The following is a 21,632-nucleotide window of genomic DNA, read 5'->3' as shown; positions in this document are numbered from 1 at the left end:
CGGCGCAGCGGGTGCCGGCGGTGCCATCCCGCAGCCTGGCATGCCGGGTGCGGCGGCGGATGACGGTCCTTCGGGCGACGGGCTCCGTCCTGTCGCCGCCGGCGTCTCGCTGTCGGCAAAGGCCACGGGTGTCGCGGCGGGTGATCCTGCCCTCGGTGCGACCGGCGGCGGAACCATGCAGGCCGCCACCGGAACGGCGACGGCCGGGTTGACGCTGCCGGCTTCCGGCGGTGTGGCGGCGGCGTTGCCGGGGGAAACGGTTCGGGCCGACGTGACGCAGACCGCCGGCATGCAGGCAAAGGCCGCAGCTGCCGGTAACGGCGCAACGGACATCGCTGCAACGGGTGCTGGCGGGACAGTTTCCGTGCACGCCGACGCGGCCGGGTCTTCTGAAGGTCTTTTCAAGGCATCTGCCGCAACCGGTGGAAACACGACCGGGGAAACCGTCGTAACCAGCACCGGCATCTCGTCGGCGACGTCTAGCGGCTCCGCCGGGCTGGCCGGTGCTGCAGGCGGCACTGGCGGCGAAGGCAATTCGGTCACGATGGCGGGCGATGTCAACGTCGCCGCGACGGGCGAAACCGGCACCGGATCCGGTGCGCCGGGACTTAAACCTGCTTCGCTTGACGGGGCGGTTGCGGCGACCGGGGTCGGGACGACCGTGCGCGCCGAGCCGACTTCGCTGGCGCGCGACCTCGCGAGCCAGCTTCCTGAAAGCCTCAGTGCGGAAAGCCGGACTGCAACGGGTGCGGGCATCGGCGTTCGGGCCGGGAGCGCGCAGGCTCCCGCCGTGACGACCGATGGCGATGTCGGCGCATTGCCGGGCGAAGCACCCGAAACGGCCGCAGCCACGGCCCGAACGGGTGCGTCCCCGGCCACGGAGACGAGCGTTGCAGCAACCGCCGGTGCGACTGTCCGTCCGGCGAGGGACGCGTCGGTGGCCGGCGGGCTCTCGTTGTCCGGTTCGGGGTCGGCCCGCAGTCTTGCGGGCGGGGTCATCCCGGCCGGGGACATCGATATCAGCATCTCGGTCAGCGCCGAGACGGACGGGGCAACCGGCGCCGGCATCAGCCGGATGGTCTCGCCGGAGCGCGGTTCATCCGTTGTCGACGGCCAGATGGCAAACGGACAACAGGCGGCGATTGGCCAGGCGGCAAAAGTGCTGCCGCGCGGCGAGGCATCGGCCGCGGCCCGCTCGAGCGAGCTTGACTATGCGCAGGCCGTCGAACAGGCGGCATCCGGTACGCCCGGACAGGACGGGGACGGCACCGCCGCGGCCCGCGAGGGCAGCGGCAAGCCGGCGACGGGCACCGCAGCCCAGGTCGCGACCCAGCCGAGCGAGATCCAGCGCCCCGGCGTCAGTGCAGCCGCTCTCGCCTTTGCCGCCGCCATGGCGGAAGGCGATCCCAGCCAGGGTGAAGGGGGCGATCCCTTCAACGGCCTGACAGAGATTGCCCGCGCCGACGCGCAGGCCAGCGTTTCCACCGCCGCCCTTCGCGGATCGACGGCGGCACTTCCGCAGAACGCGGCAGTGGCAAGCGCACATCTGGCGGCGGAAGTCGCCAGGTTTGTCCAGAAGGGACAAACGCGCTTCCAGATCCGGATGGACCCGGCCGAACTCGGCAGGGTCGACGTGGAGTTGAAGGTCTCGCGCGACGGGACGGTGAGAGCGCATCTTGCCGTCGAGCGCAGCGAGACACTGGACATGTTCCTGCGCGACCAGCGCGGGCTGGAAAAGGCACTCGATGCCGCCGGCCTGAAGCTGGAAAGCGGAGGACTTGAGATGTCGCTGAAGAACCAGGACGGTTCCACGGCCTTCGACCGGGGCGAGGGGGGCGATAGCCGCTCCTCGCAGCCTGGAGAAGGCGGTGTCCTCCAGAAGGAGGACGGCGACACGCTGCCGATGGCAGCGGCACGGGCCTATGTGAGCGGCGCGAGTGGCGCCCTCGATATCCAGATCTAGCCCGGTTCAGGGGCGGGGCGGGCGTCTGTCGCCGGTCTCTGGCAGGAGTAGGATGAGATGACGACAAGCAGCATTACAGGCAGTGGCAGTTCGACGGGTTCGAGTTCCTCGATCACCTCGATGTCGGCGTTGTCGAACAATTACGAGCTGTTCCTGTCGATCCTGACGACCCAGATCCAGAACCAGGATCCGCTCGACCCGATGGATTCATCGAAATACACAGAGCAGCTGGTCCAGTATTCCTCGGTCGAACAGCAGATCAAGACCAACGATCAGCTTGGCGATCTTCTGGGGGTCATGGCGGCGACAACGGCGTCGAGCTATGTCAGCTATCTGGGTACCAATGTGGTCGCCTCCGGCGCCACCACGCGGCTGGCTGACGGCGAGGCGAACTGGACCTACGATTCCCCGAGCTCCGGCAAGGCGAAGATCGAGATCCGCAATGAACTCGGTGCGGTGATCTACACAGCCGATGCCGACCTCTCGTCGGGGAGCAACGCCTACACCTGGGACGGGACCACCACGGCAGGGTCCGCCGCGCCGGCGGGCAACTACACGATCTCCATCGGGCGATACGACAGCAAGGGCAATCCCAGCATTCCGGTCGCCACCGAGGTCTCGGGAACGGTCGAGGGGATCGAGTTCACCTCTTCCGGCGCGGTCCTGACCGTGGGCGGCGTGCGTATTCCGGCAAGCGCGGTGATTTCGGTGAATTCCGCCTCGTAGCGGCTCCCGGGGGGCGCGGCCGGGGCCGCGTTCCGCAGGGACTGGCGACAAACCGGCGCCGACAGGAAAACCTGTCTTCGCCGGTTTATTTTTTTCCCGACCGTCCCGGTTCCCAATTTGCGAAACTGGCGCAGTATCGGTTAGCCCAATGTTTTCCTTGCTTTTCGACTGTCCCAAGGTTTTCTGAGTCGTTCCAATTCTTACCGAATTGTTGCTTTGGGCTTAGGCAAATTTTAAAGCCGAACAGTTACATTCATAGTCAACGTGGTCATGTTGAGTGTGAGTGTACAATGACCGACCGAGCGAGTGCGCGTGTCAAATATGTTATCGGCCCTGACGGGTCGCCGCTTACGATTGCCGATCTTCCTCCGGTAACAACGAGGCGATGGGTGATCAGGCGAAAGGCCGAGGTGGTGGCCGCCGTACGTGGCGGGTTGCTGTCCCTGGACGAAGCCTGCAAGCGGTATACGCTGACAGTCGAGGAATTCCTCTCCTGGCAGAGTTCCATTGATCGGCATGGTCTTGCCGGCCTGCGCGCGACCCGCGTGCAGCAATACCGGAACTGATCGGCAAGCTTCCCCGCCCGACAGTTCCGCAAATCCTCCGACATGACGCAAGGCCGGCCCGCAAGCCGGCCTTTTTGCGTTCACCGCGCCCCGGACCCCGTCCGGGACGCCATCGCCGGCATCGGCTCACCGCCATCGGTGCGCCGCGGCTCGTCGGCGTTTCAGAAAAGGTTAACGGGACCGGTCAATCTTGCCGGGTTCCGGTCGCATTTCGCCAATGATTTTCGGCGGAAAACAGCCGTTTTCACCATTTGCTAACGCGCGTTAACACCTTGTTTACCATCTGGCGGGCAAATTTTGCCTACCGGCCATCCGGGGGCGCCTTTTTCCATCCCCTCATCCCCAGGGCTTCCCCGGGTGGCCCGGTCTCAAACGGTTCTTCCCAAGAGCATCGAACGGGTGGCACGTGAACGGACTTGCGGATCTTGTAAAGGCACTGGGACCTGGCCGCCTCGCCGCGATGGGAGCTGTCGCGGCAATCCTTGTGGGGGTGTTCGCCTTCATCATGCTGCGCGTCACGGCGCCGCAGATGACGCCGCTCTACACCGATCTCACCTTCGAGGATTCCACGGCGATCGTCTCCCAGCTCGACAGCCTTGCCGTACCCTATGAACTGGTGAACGACGGCGCGACGATCCTGGTCTCCGACGACGAGGTCTTCCGCGTCCGCATGCGACTGGCGGAACAGGGCCTGCCGCTCGGCGGATCGGTCGGCTACGAGATCTTCGACAAGGCCGACACGCTGGGCTCGACCAGTTTCGTCCAGAACATCAACCGCACCCGGGCGCTCGAAGGCGAACTTGCCCGCACCATCCGCGCCATCGGGCGCATCAAGTCGGCACGCGTCCATCTGGTGCTGCCGGAGCGCCGGTTGTTCCAGCGCGACGCCCAGCCGCCATCCGCCTCGATCGCGCTGTCCGTGCGCGGGTCTCTCGATCCCGGCCAGATCCGCGCGATCCAGCATCTGGTGGCCACGGCCGTGGAGGGGCTGCAGCCGAACTTCGTCTCCATCGTCGACGAGACCGGCCGGCTGCTGGCCAGCGGAGCGGGCGACGAAGGCGAAGGCTTCCTCGCCTCCTCGCTGCAGGAGCGCACCCAGTCGATGGAAGCGCGGCTGCGCTCGCAGGTGGAGGAGATCCTCAACTCGGTGGTCGGTGTCGGCCGCTCGCGGGTTCGCGTTGCGCTGGAGCTCGACCACACCCGCATCTCCGAGACGCAGGAGACGTTCGATCCTGAAGGCCAGGTCGTGCGTTCGACGCAGACGCGGGAGGAGAACTCCTCGACGGTCGGCCGCCGGGGCGCCGTGACCGCCGGCAACCAGTTGCCCGAGGCGGACCAGCAGACCGGCGACGACGACAATCGCGACATTGCCAACCAGAACGAGGAGATCGTCAATTTCGAGATCTCCAAGTCGGTGAAGACCGAGACCATCGAGGCTGGTGGACTGAAGCGCCTGTCGGTGGCGGTGCTGGTCGACGGCGTCTACGCGCCGGACGGCAACGGCGACATCGCCTACGAGCCGCGCACGGCCGAGGAGCTCGAGCGGATCGAGACGCTGGTGCGCTCGGCGGTGGGCTTCGACGAGCGGCGCGGCGACACGGTCGAGGTCGTCAACCTGCGCTTTGCCCAGGCTCCCAACGCCGTCCTTGCGGAAGAAGAGGCCGGTCTCTTCGAGTTTACCCGCGCCGACATGATGCGGTTCGTCGAACTGGGTGTGTTGTTCCTGATCGCCGTGCTGCTGACGCTGTTCGCGGTGCGGCCGCTGATCAAGCGCATCCTCGCGGTCGAGGAGCCGGCCGCGCCGGTCCTGCTTGGCTCCGACGGCCAGCCGCTGGAAAGCCCCGTGCTGGCAGACCAGTCGGGAGAGCGCCCGATGCCGGGCGAGGCCGGCGAGAACGGCGAGCCGCGTATCGAATGGCTGGAAGAGGCCCAGGCACAGGGCGCGGTCCAGGTCGCCACCATCGCCAAGGTCGGCGCACTGATCGACGAATATCCGAAAGAAGCAGTCGGGATCATCCGTAGCTGGATGAATGAAGCGGCATGAGTATCGCAAACAGCATCCAGACCACGGCGCACAGCCACCTGACGATCAGTTCCTCCGAGAAGGATCGCGATCTCAAGGGAACCGAGCGCGTTGCCGTCCTGTTGCTGGCGCTCGGCGAAAAGCACGGGCGTCGCATCTGGGAGCAGCTCGACGAGATGGAGGTGCGCGAAGTCTCCGCCGCCATGTCGCGGCTGGGCCCTGTGACGCCGGCCATGCTTGAGGAACTCTTCGTCGACTTCGTCAAGAAGATCTCGAGCAACGGTGCGCTGAACGGCAATGTCGACGTCACCGAACGCCTTCTGGCGAGCTTCCTGCCGCGTGACCGCGTCTCCATCATCATGGAGGAGATCCGCGGGCCGGCCGGCCGAAACATGTGGGAGAAGCTCTCCAACGTTCAGGAGAACGTCCTCGCCAACTATCTGAAGAACGAGTACCCGCAGACCGTCGCCGTGGTTCTGTCGAAGATCGATCCCGATCACGCCGCCAAGGTGCTCGGGATCCTGCCCGAGGAACTGGCGCTGGAGGTCATCTCGCGCATGCTGAAGATGGAATCGATCCAGAAGGAAGTGCTGGAGAAGGTCGAGCAGACGCTGAGGATCGAGTTCATGTCGAACCTGACCAACACCTCGCGGCGCGACAGCCACGAGATGATGGCCGACATCTTCAACAATTTCGACCGCCAGACGGAGGCCCGGTTCCTGGCCGCGCTGGAAGAGGAAAACCGCGACTCGGCCGAGCGCATCAAGACGCTGATGTTCACGTTCGACGACCTGATGAAGCTGGATGCCGGCAGCTGCCAGACCCTGCTGCGTAGCGTCGAGAAGGACCGCCTGGCGATCGCGCTCAAGGGAGCGTCGGAATCGGTGCGCGAGTTCTTCTTCTCGAACATGTCCTCGCGCGCTGCCCGGATGATGCAGGACGACATGGACGCGCTCGGGCCGATCCGCCTGCGCGACGTGGACGAGGCGCAATCGGGAATGGTGGCGACCGCCAAGGACCTCGCCGCGAAGGGAGAGCTGATGCTGTCCAAGAGCAAGGGCGATGACGAGATCATCTACTAGGTGGCCTGAAGCACGATGATGACACGAATTGCGAGCACACCGATGAAGGTCAACCGCTTCCTCTTCGACCGCAACTTTGCGGCGATCGACGTGCCTCGGGAGGAGGAGGTCGAGGAGGTCGTGGAGCCGGTGGTTCCCACGATCCCGCTCTCCGAGCACCGTGCGCTGGTTGCCGCCGCCGAACAGGCTGCCTATGAGCGCGGCCGCGCCGAAGCGGCCGTCGATCGCCAGCAGAGCGACGAGGGCCGGTTCGCCGACGAGGCCGGACGGCTGGCCGAGACGGTGTCGGCGCTGATCGGCCAGCTCGACACCGAGCAGGCCCGCCACGAGAAGGATGCGGTCGCGCTGGCCTTCCTGGTGGCGCGCCGCCTGTGCGCCCATCTGATCGCGCGCGAGCCGCTGGGCGAGATCGTCGCGTTGATCTCCGAGTGCCTGGGGCCGCTCCGGCGGGCCCCGCACCTGGTGATCCGGGTGCGCGACAGCGACCTGGCCGCGCTCAAGGAGCGGGTCGATCCGCTGGTCGCGGAGAAGGGGTTCGAGGGCCGCCTGGTGTTTTTGGGCGAGCCGGATATCAGCGCCGGCGACTGCCGGATCGAATGGGCGGACGGAGGCATCGTGCGCGATCGCAAGGCGATCGAGAAGCAGGTGGACCAGGCCGCCCGGCGATATTTCGAAAGCCGGCGCGCCGGCAAGGGACAGCAGGCGTCCCTCAACCAGGAGCCCGCCGAGGAGCGGATTGACGGATGAGCGATATCGACAAGGACATCGACGGCGACCTGCCCCAGTCGGGGATCCCGCTTGCCGAAATGGAGGCGCAGGAAACCCATCGCGAGGGTGGCGAGCGCGACCATTCGCAGGCACGCAGCGCGGCGGATCTGGAGGCCGTGTTCGATGTGCCCGTGCAGATCTCAGCCGTGCTGGGCCACTCGCGCATGCATGTCTCGGACCTGCTGCGGCTGGCGCCGGGCACCGTTCTCAAGCTCGACCGCAAGGTCGGCGAGGCCATCGACATCTATGTGAACGACCGTCTGGTGGCGCGCGGCGAGGTGGTCCTCGTGGAGGACAAGCTCGGCGTCACCATGACAGAAATCATCAAGTCCGATCGCTGATCGGAGCAGGAGAAGACCATGCGACTGTTGATCGTCGGCACTCTCGAAGGCCAGTTGATCACCGCCTCGAAGATCGCAATGGACCGGGGCGCGGCCGTCACCCACGCAGCCAGCATCGAGGAGATGCTGAAGGTCCTGCGCGCCGGTCGCGGCGCCGATCTGGTGATGGCGGATGTCGGGCTCGACATCGCCGAGCTGATCGCGCGGTTGCAGGGGGAGCGCTTCCACCTGCCGGTGGTCGCCTGCGGCGTCAAGACGGATGCCAGTGCCGCCGTGAGCGCCATCCGGGCCGGCGCCAAGGAATACATTCCGCTGCCGCCTGATCCCGAGATGATCGCGGCCGTGCTGGCGGCGGTTGCACGCGACCAGTCGAGCGTCATCTACCGCGACGGGGCGATGGCCGCCGTCGTTCGCCTGGCCGAGCAGATCGCGCCGTCCGATGCCTCCATCCTGGTGACCGGAGAGAGCGGCTCGGGCAAGGAGGTCATCTCCCGCTACGTGCATTCCCGCTCGAACCGTGCCGACAAGCCGTTCATTTCGATCAATTGCGCGGCGATCCCCGAGCACTTGCTGGAATCCGAGCTGTTCGGTCACGAGAAGGGCGCCTTCACGGGCGCCATCGCGCGGCGTGTCGGCAAGTTCGAGGAAGCGGACGGCGGCACGCTGCTGCTCGACGAAATCTCGGAGATGGACGTGCGCCTGCAGGCCAAGCTTCTGCGCGCCATCCAGGAGCGGGTGATCGACCGGGTCGGCGGAACCAAGCCGGTGCCCGTCGACATCCGCATCATCGCGACGTCGAACCGGGATCTGGCCGAAAGCGTGCGGACCGGCACGTTCCGGGAGGATCTGCTCTACCGGCTCAACGTGGTCAACCTGAAGCTGCCGCCGCTGCGCGAGCGGCCGAGCGACATCCTCGAACTGGCCGGCCATTTCGTCGAGCGCTACGCGCGCGAGAACGGCGTCGCCAAGCGCCCGATCTCCGAGGATGCACGCAAGATGCTGCTGTCCAACCCCTGGCCGGGCAATGTGCGCGAGCTGGAAAACACGATGCATCGCGCCGTGCTTTTGGCGAGCGGGGAGGAAATCGATCTCGAGGCGATCCGGATGCCGGACGGCAGTCCGATCTCGGCCGGCCGCACGGCCGATGCGCGGATCGCAGCCGATGCCGCCGCCACGGCGGAAGCCGTCAACCGGGTCCTGGTCGGGCGCACGGTCGCCGATGTGGAGCGCGACCTGATCCTGGACACGCTGGACCATTGCCTCGGCAACCGCACCCACGCGGCGAAGATCCTCGGTATCTCGATCCGCACCTTGCGCAACAAGCTGAATCAGTATGCCGATGAAGGGCTGGATGTGCCCGGCCCCGGCGAGGCGCGCGTCGCCGTCGCCTGACATGGGCGAACGCGAAATGGCCGCCGCAAGGCATGGCCGGCTGACAGGGTGACGAAGGGTCGAGAATGAGCGATGTGACGGCGAGCGAAGGCTCTCAGGCAAAGGTTCCGGCAACAGCGGCAAGCGGCGGTTTCCGTCTGCCGGCGGGCGCTCCGAGCCTGGCCGCGATCTGGGACACGATCCGGCGCGGCGACATCGCGCTGGCGATGGGCGTCATGATCATCCTGGTCGTGCTCATCTTGCCGATGCCGGCGATGATGCTCGACATGTTCCTCGCCATCTCGATCATCTTCTCCGTGCTGATCCTGATGACCGGCCTGTTCATCCAGAAGCCGCTGGAGTTCTCGTCCTTTCCCACGGTGCTCTTGATCGCGACGATGTTGCGGCTGGCGCTCAACCTTGCCTCCACGCGCCTGATCCTGGCCAACGGCCACGAGGGAACGGACGCGGCCGGCGAGGTGATCGAGGCTTTCGGCCATTTCGTCATGGGCGGCAACTTCATCATCGGCATCATCGTGTTCTCGATCCTGGTGATCGTGAACTTCGTCGTCATCACCAAGGGCTCGGGCCGTATCGCCGAGGTCGCGGCGCGCTTCACCCTCGATGCCATGCCCGGCAAGCAGATGGCGATCGACGCGGACCTTTCCGCCGGCCTGATCGACGAGACAACGGCCCGCCAGCGCCGGCGCGACCTGGAGGACGAGAGCTCGTTCTTCGGGGCCATGGACGGTGCGTCGAAATTCGTGCGCGGCGATGCGATCGCCGGCCTGCTGATCACCTTCATCAACATCATCGGCGGCATCATCATCGGTGTCGCGCAGATGGATCTCAGCTTCTCGCAGGCGGCGACCACCTACACGCTGCTGACGATCGGCGACGGCCTCGTCTCGCAGATCCCGGCGCTGATCGTGTCGACGGCGGCCGGCCTGCTGGTGTCCAAGGCCGGTGTGGCGGGTTCCGCCGACAAGGCGCTCGGGCGGCAGCTTTCCGGCTACCCGAAGGCACTCGGCATGTCGTCCTTCGTGATGGTGACGCTGGCCATGCTGCCGGGCATCCCGATGATCCCGTTCCTCAGCCTTGCCGGGCTTGCCGGTTACCTTGCCTACAGGTCGGGCAAGTCGCAGAAGGTGGCGGCGGAAGAGGTGCGCATGGCGGAAGTCGCCGCGGCCGAGCCCGCCAAGCCGGCGGAGCCGCCGGTCAGCGAATCGCTGAAGATGGACGAACTCAGGATCGAGCTCGGCTATGCCTTGCTGCCGCTGATCAACGGCCAGAGCTCGGAAGGCGACCAGCTGACCGAGCAGATCAAGGCGCTGCGCCGCCAGCTCGCCGCCGATCTCGGAATCCTGATGCCGCCGGTGCGCATCCTCGACAATATCCAGCTCGGCGCCAACGACTACGTGATCAAGGTCAAGGAAGTACCGGCCGGCAACGGCCAGCTCTTCCCCAGCCACTTCATGGTCATGGACCCGGCCGGCGGCCAGGTGAAGCTGCCCGGCACGCACACGACCGAGCCGACCTTCGGCCTGCCGGCGACCTGGGTCGAGGGCCAGTATCGCGAGGACGCGGCGCTGCGCGGCTACACGGTGGTCGATCCCGCGACGGTGCTTGCCACCCATCTCACCGAGACGATCCGCGGCAATGTCTCGGAGCTGCTGACCTATGCCGACGTGCAGAAGCTGCTCAAGGAGATCACCGGCGAACAGGCGAAGCTGGTGGAGGACATCGTGCCCTCTCAGATCACCGTCTCGGGCATCCAGCGGGTGCTGCAGGCGCTCTTGGCCGAACGCATCTCGGTGCGCGACCTCGGCACGATCCTGGAAGGGGTGGCCGAGGCGACGGGCTTCACCCGCAATCCGGCGATGATCGCCGAGCATGTGCGCACGCGCCTTGCCCGCCAGATTTCGGCCGCCAACCAGGCGCCGGGCGGATACCTGCCGCTGATCGCCCTGTCGCCGCAATGGGAGCAGGCGTTCATCGAGTCCATCGTCGGCGACGGCGAGGAGCGCTCGCTGGCCATGGCGCCCTCGAAGCTCCAGGAATTCGTCCGCCTTGTGCGGGACGCCTTCGAGCAGGCGGCGCAGGCCGGCGAGGTGCCGGTGCTTCTGACCTCGCCGCAGTCCCGGCCCTTCGTGCGCTCCATCGTCGAACGTTTCCGCGCCCACACCACCGTGATGAGCCAGAACGAGGTGCATCCGCGCGCCAGACTGAAGACCGTCGGGTCGGTGTAAGGCGAACAGGCGGGGTGCGGGGCCCACTCAGATCGACCGGGAACCGATCAGTTCGGTGTGCGGGGCAGGGCTGGGCAAGGCATCCGGCAACGGGATGTTGCCGAGAGGAATATGGGGAATACGGTGCTTGGTTGATGAGAACCGGGCGGTCTCACACCTTGATGTCGAGACCTTCGATGGCCTTGTCGATCGTGCCGTTGCGCTCGGCGATCTTGGCCTTGGCTTCGTTTCGCACGCGCTGGGCCACGTTGTTGAAGAGCATCTCGGTGGCCGTCTGGGTCTCGCTGACACCGACGGCGAAGACGTTGCTGGCGACGGCCTGCTGGTTCAGGAATTTCTGCGAATGCTCTTTCTGCTTGGCACGCCAGGCCTGGTTCCGCTCATAGAACGAAAACTTCTGTGTCCCTCCAAGGGACGAGCCTTTGCCAATGCCGATCAGGGGCATGAGTTGACGAGCCGGTGCGTTCGCGGTTGTTGATCCGTAATCCAGTTTTGCAGAAAAGTGTTAACAGACGTTTACCAACTGCCCGGTGCCGCCCTCGCGTTTTGCGAACCCGTCACTCAGCAAGGCGGGCGGGGACCGGGAACCTGCTGGGTGATGCAATGGATGTTGCCGCCGCCGAGCAGGATTTCGCGCCCGGGAACACCGACGATCTCGCGGCCGGGGAAGAGGCCGGCGAGGATTGCGGCGGCGGTGGCGTCGTTGCGCTCGTCGAGCAGGGGAAACACCACCCGCGTGTTGGCAATGTAGAAATTCGCGTAGCTGCCGGCGAGCCGTTCGCCTCCCTCGCGCACCATGCCGTTGTCGGCGGTCTCGATGCCGTCCGCCTCGGCCTTCGTCATGGTGAGGGGGCCGGGCATGGGCAGGCGGACGATGCGGATGGCGCGCCCGCGCGCGTCCCGGGCGGCGGACAGGAACTCGAACGCCTCGCGCGAGCGCTCATGTTGCGGGTCGGTGCGATCATCGGTCCAGGTCAGCGCCACGACGCCCGGCGCGCAGACATGGATCAGGTTGTCGACATGGCCCGTCGTCTCGTCGAGATGGACGCCGCGCGGGATCCACAGGACCTTGCGTGCGCCGAGATAGCGCTTCAGCCCGGCCTCGATCGAGGCGCGCGAAAGCTTCGGGTTACGGCCGGGAGAGAGCAGGCACTCCTGCGTCGTGTAGACGGTTCCCTCGCCGTCGACATGGATCGCGCCGCCCTCCAGCACGAAGGGAGCGCGATAGCGCTCTACGCCTTCGATCCGGGCGATCTGCGCGGCGACCTCGTCGTCGAGATCCCAGGGATCGTAGAGCCCGTCATGCTCGCCGCCCCAGGCGTTGAAGCGCCAGTCGACGGCGCGAAGACTGCCTTTCGCGCCGGTGACGAAGGTCGGTCCGATGTCGCGCATCCAGGCGTCGTTGGAGGGCAGGCGAACGAGGCGGATGTCGGGCGAGAGGAGGGCTCTCGCCCTGTCGTGCTCGGCATCCGAGACGGCGATCGTGACCGGATCGCTGACATGGATCGCCTCGGCGACGGCGGCGAAGGCTTCCTGCGCCGGCCGGGCATTCTCGCGCCAGTTGTCCGGTCGTTCCGGCCAGGCCATCCAGCAGCCCGAGTGGGGCTCGAACTCGCCCGGCATGCGGAAGCCGTCATCGGCCGGGGTCGAGGCGAGGGGCGTGTCCATCCTATCGGGCCACTCCCTGGCCGCACCCGCCGGCACCGTTTCGGGTGCCGTCCAGCGTTGCCATCGTCCCGTAGAGTTCCGGCCGCCGGTCGCGGAAAACGCCCCAGGAGGCACGCAGGGCCGCGAGTGCATCGAGATCGAACGTGGCGGTCAGCACCGCTTCCTGCGTCCTGTTCGCCTCCGCGACCTTGGCGCCGGTGCCGTCCGCGATGAACGACGAGCCATAGAAGACAAGCTCCGTGTCGCCGCGCCCCGGTTCCGTGCCGATCCGGTTGGACGCGACGAGCGGCATCAGGTTGGCACCGGCATGGCCCTGCATGACGCGCTGCCAATGGGCGGCCGAATCCCAGCCGGGGTCCAGCAGTTCGGAGCCGATGGCGGTGGGGAAGAACAGCATTTCGGCGCCCATCAATGCCATGGCGCGGGCGGTCTCGGGAAACCACTGGTCCCAGCAGATGCCGACGCCGATGCGACCTGCCTTCGTGTCCCAGACGCGGAAACCCGTGTCGCCGGGGGAGAAATAGTACTTCTCCTGGTAGCCCGAGCCCTGCGGGATGTGGCTCTTGCGGTAGATCCCGAGGTTGCGCCCGTCCGCGTCGATGATGGCGACCGAGTTGAACCGCGCCTGTCCGGCAAGCTCATAGAAGCTCACGGGAATGACGATGCCGAGTTCGGCGGCAAGCGCCTGCATGCGGGCAATCGCCGGGTGTCCCTCGGCGGCCTGCGCGCGCAGCAGCAGGTCCGGTGCCTCGTCCTGGCAGAAATAGGGATACTCGAAAAGCTCCTGCGGCAGCACGATGTCCGCGCCGCGTCCGGCTGCCTCGCGCACCAGCCGTTCCATGGCCGAAAGGTTGGTCTCGCGGTCGGGTGTGCAGGCCATCTGCAGGGCGGCAAGCGTGACGTTTCTCATGAGGTTCCCGGAGCAGCGCGCGTGGTCAGGCGAAGGGTAGCGGATGGCGCTCACGAGGCCAATCGCCGAAGCGCGCCCGGCCGCCGATCTCGCGCTTGATCGCAGGCGTCCGACCGACTACCTCAGAAGCGGCCGGCGGAAACCGCGCCGGCGCATGCCTTGCACAAGGAGCCGCGATGTCCTCGATCAGCGTTGACCTGGCCGGTTACACCGATCTGCCGCCCGGCAAGGTGGCTACAATCGTCACCTATCTGGAGATGCGGGCGCAGCCGATGCCGCGCCGGGCAGAGCGGCCGGACCTGTCGCTGCAGCGGGTCGAGGCGCCGGATCCGGGCGACTACCGGGCCCTGTTCCGCCGGATCGGCGACGAATGGCTGTGGTTCGGCCGGCTGACGGGGAGCGATGCGGACCTGCTGGCACAGATCACCAGGCCCGGGCACGAGGTCTATTTCTGCCGCAGGAAGGGCGCGGCCGAGCCGGTCGGCCTGCTTGAACTCGACTTCAGCGATCCGCGCGACGTCGAGCTTGCCTATTTCGGGCTTGTTCCGCAGGAGATCGGCAATGGCGCCGGACGCTGGCTGATGAATCAGGCGCTGTCGAAGGTCTGGTCACGGCCTGCGACCGAGCGGCTTTTCGTCCATACCTGCACGGCCGACAGCCCGCAGGCGCTGGGCTTTTACCGGGACAGCGGCTTCACGCCCTACAAGCGGGCGATCGAGATTTCCGACGATCCGCGACTTGCCGGCGTGTTGCCGATGTCGGCGGCGCGCCACGTGCCGGTGATCGAGGGGGAATAGGGGCGCGCCGCGCCCCCATCCGCCGGGCGGTCAGCCGGTCATGCGCAAGACGGTCGCGCCGGTTGCGCCGACAAGGTCTGAAGGAGTTGTGGCAAACACGCTGTTCGGCGATCCGGCAGCGGCCCAGATCCCGGCGAATCGCATAAGATCCTCATCGATATAGACGCGCGTTTCGGCGATATGGCCGAGCGGTGCGACGCCGCCAATGGCAAAGCCGGTGCGTTCGCGCACGGTGCGGCCGTTGGGACGGACGAGCTTTTCGCCGATGCGTTCGGCAACGGCGGCCTCGTCGACGCGGTTCACGCCGCTGACGAGGAGCAGGATCACGGTGTCGCTCGTTTCGCCGAGAAAGACGAGCGACTTGACGATTTCCGCCACCTGGCATCCGCAGGCGGCGGCGGCTTCTTCTGCGGTTCGGGTGGAGGCCGGCATCTCGACGATGTTGATGGTCAGGCCGGCCCGGGCGGCTGCCTCGCGGACGCGGTCCGTGCTGCTGTTGTTTGCCATGGAGAAGTCTTAATCCTCGTTAACCATAAAACGTTGTTTGTTCGTGGACGAATCGGATCTGATGGGGCGGGACGGCTGCGGACAGAAACGCAATATGGTAAGCATATTTGTTAAGGGTTCGTTTACCTGCCTCGAACGGAACGATGTATGACCAGATCGCGTGACAATGTAGTGCCGCATGCCAAGGTGCGCAGCCTCCGGGAAGCCATCCGGAAGGTCAAGTTCGCCGAGGTCGAGCGCACCGACGTGGTGGTGGACTTGCAGGAATCGGAAAGGGCCCGCCTGGAACTCCTCGCCGAGGAGCTGCAGGACATCTTCAAGGAAGTGCCTGAGGACGACGACCAGTTCTCGTTCCAGATCGTGCCGGGCAACATCCCGCGCCTGTGGATCGACATCACCGGTCACGTGGCGATGGGGCGGGACAAGCGCACCTACCGTTTCCTCAAGGACACGCGGCTGGGCCGCACCGTGATTCTCGAGACGCCCGAACTCGATGACATGGCCGACTGCATCACCGAATATATCGCCGAACGGGTGCTGGAGCGCGAGCGTGCCGTCGAGGGCGACTGGCTCAGCAAGCGGCTGAAGGAGCCGCCGCGCGCCGAGGCGTCGGTCGCGTCCGCCCCGCAGCAGCCGGCACCGCCTTCCACGGCGGCCGTGCCGCATGTGCGCGGGTTGTGGGGGCCCTTCGCGGCCTTCGCGGTCGGTCTTCTCGTCGGCGCGGTGTTGCTGGTCGGCTATGCCTGGTTCGCCAATCCGCTGAGCTGACGCGGACCGGCCGTTTTCACCTTCAAGGACTATCCTGGGATGTCGATGGCGTGTCGCGCGATCGTTGCGACCTCCTGCGCCTCGCCACGCGGGGCGGCGGAGGCATAGCCGCGCTCTTCCATCTCGCACTGCCAGTTGCCCGGCGCACCATCGATCGAGAACAGGTTGTAGCGGGCAGCCGGGCGCTTGTGCCCGGGGCCGTTGGAGGCCGAGGGCACGCCGATGACCGGCACAGGTCCGGCCGGCCCGTCGATGGCGGTGCGGGTGGCGAGATGGGTATGGCCGTGCAGGATAAGCTCGCAGCCGGCCCGTTTGACCGCGGCGCGCACGCGCGAGGCATCGGTCAGCCGCTTGTTCCACCCGGTTGCGCCCCGTTGCGGGGGATGATGGATGAGAAGGACACGGAAGAGGCCTTCCTCGCGAAGCCTTTCAAGGCAATCCCGCAGCCGGCGCGTCTGGGCGGTGCCGATCCGGCCGGTGGCAAACCACGGGCCGCTGGCGCGCGCGCTGGAAACGCCGACCAGGGCCAGGGGACCGCGCCGGCGCACAAACGGGAAATGGTCGGGCGTCTCGGCATCGCCGCTCATGTAAGGGCCCCAGGCGTGGACGGCACGGCGCAGGGCGCCCGGCACATAGGCGTCGTGATTGCCGGGAACGACGGTCAGCATGTCGGGGGCTGCGACGTCGTCGAGCCAGTGCCGGGCGGCGGAGATTTCCAGGTCCAGCGCGATGTTGACGAGGTCGCCGGTCAGCGCGATGTGATCCGGGCCGTTGTGCTGGATGTCGTCGACAAGACCGGGAAGCCATTCGCCCGCCATGGTACGGGAGCGCGAGCGGTGCCAGTTGACGTAGCCGATCACCCGTTTGGAAACGAGATCGCGGAACTTTGCGTCGGGCATCGGACCAAGGTGGGGATCGGAAAAATGTGCAAGACGGAACATGTCCCCACATCAGGAAAGCATGGGGGTCGGGTCAAGCAAAAAGCGCCGCGGACGGGTCCGGGCGCTTCCATCCGTCCTCTCGGGACGGTGCAGAACGGGAGGTCCCGGCAAGGCGCGATGCGCGCTCCTGCCGCGAAACCGGCCGTATCAGTTGCCGCTGAACGTGGTCAGCACCGCGGCGATGCGCGGGTTGGTCAGGTCGATGGCCGGCCGCCACACGTAACGGCGCCGGGCGCGAGTCGGAAACAGGACCGACAACATGGCTCTCTCCTTCGAGAACGCAGCTTGGAGACGATGGGGGTCCGCCGCATGCGGGTGTCGCTCCTTCGGCTGCGAGGTGACAATCCCCGGAATCCTGCGGCTCCACAAGCGCCATTCGGACAGTTCTCCCATGCATGCCGCGCATGGTGGGTTAAGTTTTGGTTGTCGGGCGCGAGGTCTCGAACCCGTGCCACGCGCGGTCACCGCGCATGAGGATGCCTTGGGAGTGACGGTTATGGCGATGCGGGACATGCTGCCGCTGAAGAGATTGCGGAAGCTGGCGCTGGCGGCGACCCGTTACCAGCGCGCGATGACGCTCGGCGTGCGGATTGCCGCGCGGGACGCGGACGGTGCCATTCTTCTGGTGCGCCACACCTATCTGCGGGGCTGGTATCTGCCCGGCGGGGCGGTGGATGCAGGCGAGACCCTGGCGGAGGCCGCCTTGCGGGAACTGCGCGAGGAGACAGGCGTGCTGCCGGCCGCGGGCGCGGTGCCGGAGCTTTTCGCCGTCTACCACAACAGGGGCAACCATCTGCGCGATCATGTGGCGCTCTACCGGCTTTCGGATGTCATCGTGCCGGAGGGTGCGTTGCGGCCCAGCCGGGAGATCCGCGAGGCGCGGTTCTTCGCGGCCGACGCCCTGCCGGAGGAAACGACGCCGGCGACCCGCCGCCGCCTTTCCGAGCTTGCCGGGGAGATCGGGGTCGCGCCGCTGTGGTAACCGCCGCGACGCTCCGGGGCGGGCGTCAGGCGGCGCGGCCGAGACGATCGCGCCCGTGCGGCCGGTCGAGATCGAGTTTGGGGCCGACGGGAACGATCCGCGTCGGGTTGATCGTCTCGTGCGAGCCGTAATAGTGCTGCTTGATGGTGGCGAGGTCGCAGGTCTGCGAAACGCCCGGCTGCTGGTAGAGTTCGCGCAGATATCCGGAGAGGTTCGGATAGTCGGCGATGCGCCGGATGTTGCACTTGAAGTGGCCGACATAGACCGGATCGAAGCGCAGCAGGGTGGTGAACAGCCGCCAGTCGGCCTCGGTGAGCCTGTCGCCCGTCAGGTATCGGGTCTTTCCGAGACGCTCGTCGAGCCAGTCGAGGCTTTCGAAAAGCTTGCCGACCGCCTCCTCGTAAGCGGCCTGTGTCGTCGCGAAACCGGCCTTGTAGACGCCGTTGTTGACCGTGTCGTAGACGCGGGCATTGATGCGCTCGATCTCCTCGCGATGGGCTTGCGGATAGAGGTCGAGCGTTGCATCGACACCGGGCAATGCGTCGAAGGCCGAGTTGAACATGCGGATGATATCGGCCGATTCGTTGGAGACGATGGTCGCCCGCTTGCGGTCCCACAGGATCGGCACGGTGGCGCGGCCGCTATAGGAGGGGTCGGCCTTCACATAGACCTGCCAGGCGGTGCGGGCTCCGGTTTCGGGCTCGGCTTCCGCGAAGGTCCAGCCGTCTTCCAGCATCAAGGGCTCGACCGCCGAGACGGTGATCAGGTCCTCCAGCCGCTTGAGCTTGCGAAAGATCAGCGTCCGGTGGGCCCAGGGACAGGCATGGGAGACAATGAGGTGATAGCGGCCGGCCTCTGCGGCAAAGCCGCCTTCACCGCTCGGGCCAGCGGCTCCGTCGGGGGTGATCCAGTTGCGGAACGCCGCATCCTTGCGAACGAACCGCCCGCCGGTCGATTTCGTGTCATACCAGTCCGTCTTCCAGACGCCGTCGACGAGTTGACCCATGGCGATATGCTCCTCATGCCCGTTGTACCCCGGAGATGGGCCGCTTTGCGCATTCTTCAACGACCTGAATGGTGCGTTCACCCCTGGTGAACGGTGGCCGGCAATGCAGGAAACTCTTTACGGGCCGGATGTTGCATGATACCGACCGCCCTCGCACCAGATGAACGGCACGCGCCTTGCGTGCCGGCAGGCCGGATGAAGATGACCAGGATCGAACGCCAGCGACGACGAGAATTGCGACGAGGCCAGCCCTCGCGCGTCGTCACACGCGTGCCTTGAGACCCCGGTAGAGCGGTTCGGAAGATCCCTCGAAACGGTTCGACAGGCACCGGTTTCCTGCCTGACCGTACCGATCCCGAGACCCGACCATGCTCGCTCTTTCCTGGCTTATCCGGAACGAAATCCCCGAAGACCTTGCCGCCATCGAGGCCCTGCAGGCCGATGCGTTCGGCCCCGGCCGTTTCGCCAAGACAGCGTTTCGCCTGCGTGAGGGTGTCGATCACGATGCGCGGCTGAGCTTTGTCGGCATGAGCGGTGATGTTTTCGCCGGCTCGGTCTGGCTGACGCCGATCACCATCGGCGGCGCGCCGTCGCAGTTGCTCGGCCCCCTGGCCGTCGCGCCTGCCTTCAAGAACAAGGGGCTGGGGCGGCTCCTGGTGAACCAGGCGCTGAAGACGGCGCTGGCCTTCGGCGAACGCAGCGTGCTGCTGGTCGGCGATGCGCCCTACTATGGCCCGCTCGGGTTCGAGCCGGTACCTCCGGGCTCGATCACGTTGCCGGGGCCTGTCGATCCGGCGCGGGTGCTTGTCGCCAACCTGGTTCCCGGAGCACCGATGCCGACGGGCCATGCGCGCGGCGGACGCGGCTGAGGGGCATCAGCGCCCCTCGCGGTACCACAGCAGCGAGACCGCGCCGAGCAGCAGTGCCAGGCCGAGCAGGCCGGCGAAAAGCGGATAGCGGTCGATACCCTTGAGCACGCTTGCATCGCTGGTGCGGAACCCGATCCAGCCGTCGCCCGCGAAGTTCGATGCGCGGCGCAGCGGCACGACACGCGGGATCAGCACCTCGCCGCCGGCATCCGCGAGCCGGCGCACGCTGCCGCCCGTTTCCTCGGCGAGCGGCGCGAGCGTTTCCGTCGTGGAGAGCACGTCGGTGAACTCGCGCGGATTGGGCGGGCCCACATGGACCAGCGCCTTGCGGCTGCCGTCGTCGACAGAATAGAGGCCGAGATCGGGGGCGGGCGCGCTGGCGCGCCAGAGCCCCGGGGACACTTCGGTCGGCGTCAGGCTGCGGGTCTCGCCGCCCGGCAGCGTCAAGGTCATGTCGCCGACGTTCTCGCCGATCGTCTGGCGCTCGGCGATAACCTCGGCACCGCGCGAGGTGAGGCGCAGGGCCTCTTCCTCAAGGTCCGGTTCCTTCATCAGCCAATGGGCGAGACGGCGCAGCAGCGCCACATGCGGGCCGCCGCCTTCGTAGCCGCGCGCCCACAGCCAGACGTGATCCGACAGCAGCACGGCGACGCGGCCCTCGCCCTCGCGGCTGAGCACCAGCAACGGCTTCTCCTGCGCGCCGGTCATCAGTGTCTCGCCGTTGCGAATGATGGCGTCGACGAGCCGGAACCAGCGGCTCCAGGCCGGCGGCTCGGCATTGGCGCCCGGCAGGCCCCGGGTCACCGGATGCCGGCTTCCGGTCTGTGAGATTGCCGCCCGGAAGGGCTCCTCGTAGATCATGCCGCTCGGCTCGGCCGGAAGCACGGGCGACAGCGGCGTGCGGTAGATGCTGCCACCCTCGGCATAATCGGGTCCGCCGGCGACAAGCACCGCGCCGCCCTCGCGCACGAAGCGGGCGATGTTGTCGAAATAGAGCAGCGGCAGCACGCCGCGCCGCTCGTAGCGGTCGAAGATGATCAGGTCGAACTCGTCGATCTTGACCGAGAACAGTTCGCGGGTCGGGAAGGCGATCAGCGACAGCTGGTTGATCGGCGTTCCGTCCTGCTTGTCGGGCGGGCGCAGGATGGTGAAGTGGACGAGGTCGACGGAGGCGTCGGACTTCAGCAGGTTGCGCCAGGTGCGCTCGCCCGCATGCGGGCTGCCGGAGACGAGCAGCACCCGCAGGTTCTCGCGGATGCCCTCGATTGTGACGACGACGCGGTTGTTGAGTTCGGTGAGTTCGCCCTCCAGCGTGTCGGCGGAGAATTCGAAGATGTTGTTGCCGCCATGCGCGATCGTCACCGGGATGTCGATCGTGGCGCCAGGCCGGGCGCGTTGCTGCGTGACGATCTCGCCATCGCGCCGCACGGTGATGGTGACCCGGTCCGCCGCAGTCTCCGCGCCGCGATCCTGAAGTTGCAGCGTGACGACCTGTTCGGAGCCGACAAGGGCGAATTTCGGTGCGCGCGCAATGGCAAGGCGGCGGTCGATCTCGTCCTCGCGGCCCGTCACCAGCCCGTGCAGCGGCGCGTTGAAGCCAAGGTCCGCAGCCTTTTCGGGAATATCGTGGACCTGTCCGTCGGTGATCATGACCGCGCCGCCGATCCGTTCGGGCGGCACGTCCGAGAGGCTGTCGGCCAGCGCGGAGAAGAGCGCGGTGCCGTCCGCCGTCGCACCGTCGCCGCGTGCGGCGCGGGTGACGCGCAGCTCGTAGCCGGGCAGCGCGGCGAAGCGCTGTTCGAGCGCGGCAAGGGCCTGGCTGGTCGACGCGGCGCGGTCGCCCAGCCGCTGGCTCTGGCTCTCGTCGACGACGATGGAGACGATGCTGGTCAGCGGTTCGCGGTCCTCGCGCTCCACGGCCGGGCCGGCCAGCGCGAAGACCAGCAGCGCCATGGCCAGCACACGAAGCGGCCAGGCGGGCAGGCGCAGGACGACGGCGGCGAGCGACAGCACGAGCGCGGCGACGGCCGCAACGACCAGCACCCAAAGGGGAAACAGCGGAGCGAAGGAGAGGGACCAGATCACGCGATCGCTC

The 21,632-nt window shown here is 66.8% G+C and carries 20 protein-coding genes; 13 read left to right on the top strand and 7 right to left on the bottom strand.

The features are described from left to right. The 9 genes from ACN0T5_RS09225 to flhA all read left to right on the top strand — a co-directional run. Positions 1-1,963 (top strand): flagellar hook-length control protein FliK (locus ACN0T5_RS09225; protein WP_417768329.1); only part of this gene is annotated, 1,963 nt, incomplete at its 5' end. Between the two features lie 57 nt (positions 1,964-2,020). After that, complete coding sequence (locus ACN0T5_RS09220) at positions 2,021-2,689, top strand: flagellar hook assembly protein FlgD (RefSeq protein ID WP_417768328.1); 669 nt, start codon at positions 2,021-2,023, stop codon at positions 2,687-2,689. Between the two features lie 290 nt (positions 2,690-2,979). Then, positions 2,980-3,255, top strand: a complete 276-nt coding sequence (locus ACN0T5_RS09215; RefSeq protein WP_224911529.1) for a DUF1153 domain-containing protein — start codon at positions 2,980-2,982, stop codon at positions 3,253-3,255. A gap of 406 nt (positions 3,256-3,661) precedes the next feature. Next, a complete protein-coding gene (gene fliF / locus ACN0T5_RS09210) occupies positions 3,662-5,299 on the top strand; it encodes a flagellar basal-body MS-ring/collar protein FliF (protein WP_417768327.1) in 1,638 nt (545 codons plus the stop codon). After that, complete coding sequence (gene fliG, locus ACN0T5_RS09205) at positions 5,296-6,360, top strand: flagellar motor switch protein FliG (protein WP_417768326.1); 1,065 nt, start codon at positions 5,296-5,298, stop codon at positions 6,358-6,360. Before fliF ends, fliG begins: the two co-directional genes overlap by 4 nt. A 15-nt stretch (positions 6,361-6,375) precedes the next feature. Then, entirely contained in the window at positions 6,376-7,107 is a 732-nt protein-coding gene (locus ACN0T5_RS09200) for a FliH/SctL family protein (RefSeq protein ID WP_417768325.1), read from the top strand. Next, positions 7,104-7,469 (top strand): flagellar motor switch protein FliN, encoded by a 366-nt coding sequence (gene fliN / locus ACN0T5_RS09195; protein ID WP_417768324.1) that lies wholly within the window; start codon positions 7,104-7,106, stop codon positions 7,467-7,469. Before ACN0T5_RS09200 ends, fliN begins: the two co-directional genes overlap by 4 nt. Before the next feature lie 18 nt (positions 7,470-7,487). Further along, positions 7,488-8,861, top strand: a complete 1,374-nt coding sequence (locus tag ACN0T5_RS09190; RefSeq protein ID WP_417768323.1) for a sigma-54-dependent transcriptional regulator — start codon at positions 7,488-7,490, stop codon at positions 8,859-8,861. Positions 8,862-8,926: 65 nt separating this feature from the next. After that, on the top strand, positions 8,927-11,089 hold the full coding sequence (flhA, locus tag ACN0T5_RS09185) for a flagellar biosynthesis protein FlhA (RefSeq protein ID WP_417768322.1): 2,163 nt from the start codon (positions 8,927-8,929) through the stop codon (positions 11,087-11,089). Positions 11,090-11,240: 151 nt separating this feature from the next. Here flhA and ACN0T5_RS09180 read toward each other — a convergent pair whose 3' ends face one another. The 3 genes from ACN0T5_RS09180 to aguB all read right to left on the bottom strand — a co-directional run bounded on the left by ACN0T5_RS09180 (position 11,241) and on the right by aguB (position 13,667). Beyond that, entirely contained in the window at positions 11,241-11,534 is a 294-nt protein-coding gene (locus ACN0T5_RS09180; RefSeq protein WP_417768321.1) for a hypothetical protein, read from the bottom strand. Between the two features lie 116 nt (positions 11,535-11,650). After that, a complete protein-coding gene (gene aguA / locus ACN0T5_RS09175; protein WP_417768320.1) occupies positions 11,651-12,757 on the bottom strand; it encodes an agmatine deiminase in 1,107 nt (368 codons plus the stop codon). 1 nt (position 12,758) lies between these two features. Further along, positions 12,759-13,667: an N-carbamoylputrescine amidase gene (gene aguB / locus ACN0T5_RS09170; protein ID WP_417768319.1), complete on the bottom strand. Its 909-nt coding sequence runs from the start codon at positions 13,665-13,667 to the stop codon at positions 12,759-12,761. A 176-nt stretch (positions 13,668-13,843) separates the two neighbouring features. Here aguB and ACN0T5_RS09165 point away from each other — a divergent pair, with 176 nt between their 5' ends. Further along, on the top strand, positions 13,844-14,464 hold the full coding sequence (locus tag ACN0T5_RS09165; RefSeq protein WP_417768318.1) for a GNAT family N-acetyltransferase: 621 nt from the start codon (positions 13,844-13,846) through the stop codon (positions 14,462-14,464). Between the two features lie 30 nt (positions 14,465-14,494). Here the strand turns inward: ACN0T5_RS09165 and ACN0T5_RS09160 are convergent, their stop codons facing one another. Next, positions 14,495-14,971 carry a YbaK/EbsC family protein gene (locus ACN0T5_RS09160; RefSeq protein ID WP_417768317.1) on the bottom strand — a complete coding sequence of 159 codons (477 nt, stop codon included), beginning with the start codon at positions 14,969-14,971 and terminating at the stop codon, positions 14,495-14,497. 147 nt (positions 14,972-15,118) lie between these two features. On the opposite strand from ACN0T5_RS09160, the gene ACN0T5_RS09155 reads away from it, so the two are divergent. Beyond that, positions 15,119-15,739 carry a hypothetical protein gene (locus tag ACN0T5_RS09155; RefSeq protein ID WP_417768316.1) on the top strand — a complete coding sequence of 207 codons (621 nt, stop codon included), beginning with the start codon at positions 15,119-15,121 and terminating at the stop codon, positions 15,737-15,739. 29 nt (positions 15,740-15,768) lie between these two features. Here the strand turns inward: ACN0T5_RS09155 and ACN0T5_RS09150 are convergent, their stop codons facing one another. Further along, positions 15,769-16,680 carry a metallophosphoesterase family protein gene (locus tag ACN0T5_RS09150; RefSeq protein WP_417768315.1) on the bottom strand — a complete coding sequence of 304 codons (912 nt, stop codon included), beginning with the start codon at positions 16,678-16,680 and terminating at the stop codon, positions 15,769-15,771. A 487-nt stretch (positions 16,681-17,167) separates the two neighbouring features. Between ACN0T5_RS09150 and ACN0T5_RS09145 the strand changes: the two genes are divergently transcribed. Continuing rightward, positions 17,168-17,662, top strand: coding sequence for an NUDIX domain-containing protein (locus tag ACN0T5_RS09145; protein ID WP_417768335.1), 495 nt, complete (start codon positions 17,168-17,170; stop codon positions 17,660-17,662). A gap of 25 nt (positions 17,663-17,687) precedes the next feature. Here the strand turns inward: ACN0T5_RS09145 and ACN0T5_RS09140 are convergent, their stop codons facing one another. Next, positions 17,688-18,668 (bottom strand): glutathione S-transferase family protein, encoded by a 981-nt coding sequence (locus ACN0T5_RS09140; RefSeq protein WP_417768314.1) that lies wholly within the window; start codon positions 18,666-18,668, stop codon positions 17,688-17,690. A 368-nt stretch (positions 18,669-19,036) separates the two neighbouring features. Here ACN0T5_RS09140 and ACN0T5_RS09135 point away from each other — a divergent pair, with 368 nt between their 5' ends. Beyond that, a complete protein-coding gene (locus ACN0T5_RS09135; protein WP_417768313.1) occupies positions 19,037-19,537 on the top strand; it encodes a GNAT family N-acetyltransferase in 501 nt (166 codons plus the stop codon). A 6-nt stretch (positions 19,538-19,543) separates the two neighbouring features. Here the strand turns inward: ACN0T5_RS09135 and ACN0T5_RS09130 are convergent, their stop codons facing one another. Next, positions 19,544-21,622, bottom strand: a complete 2,079-nt coding sequence (locus tag ACN0T5_RS09130) for a hypothetical protein (protein ID WP_417768312.1) — start codon at positions 21,620-21,622, stop codon at positions 19,544-19,546. Positions 21,623-21,632 lie beyond the last annotated feature (10 nt).

Origin of the sequence: Stappia sp. (assembly GCF_048261845.1) — a bacterium.
In the GTDB taxonomy this organism is placed as follows: domain Bacteria; phylum Pseudomonadota; class Alphaproteobacteria; order Rhizobiales; family Stappiaceae; genus Stappia.
The sequence above is the reverse complement of the archived record's forward strand: the minus strand, read 5'-3'. Positions and strand labels throughout refer to the sequence as shown.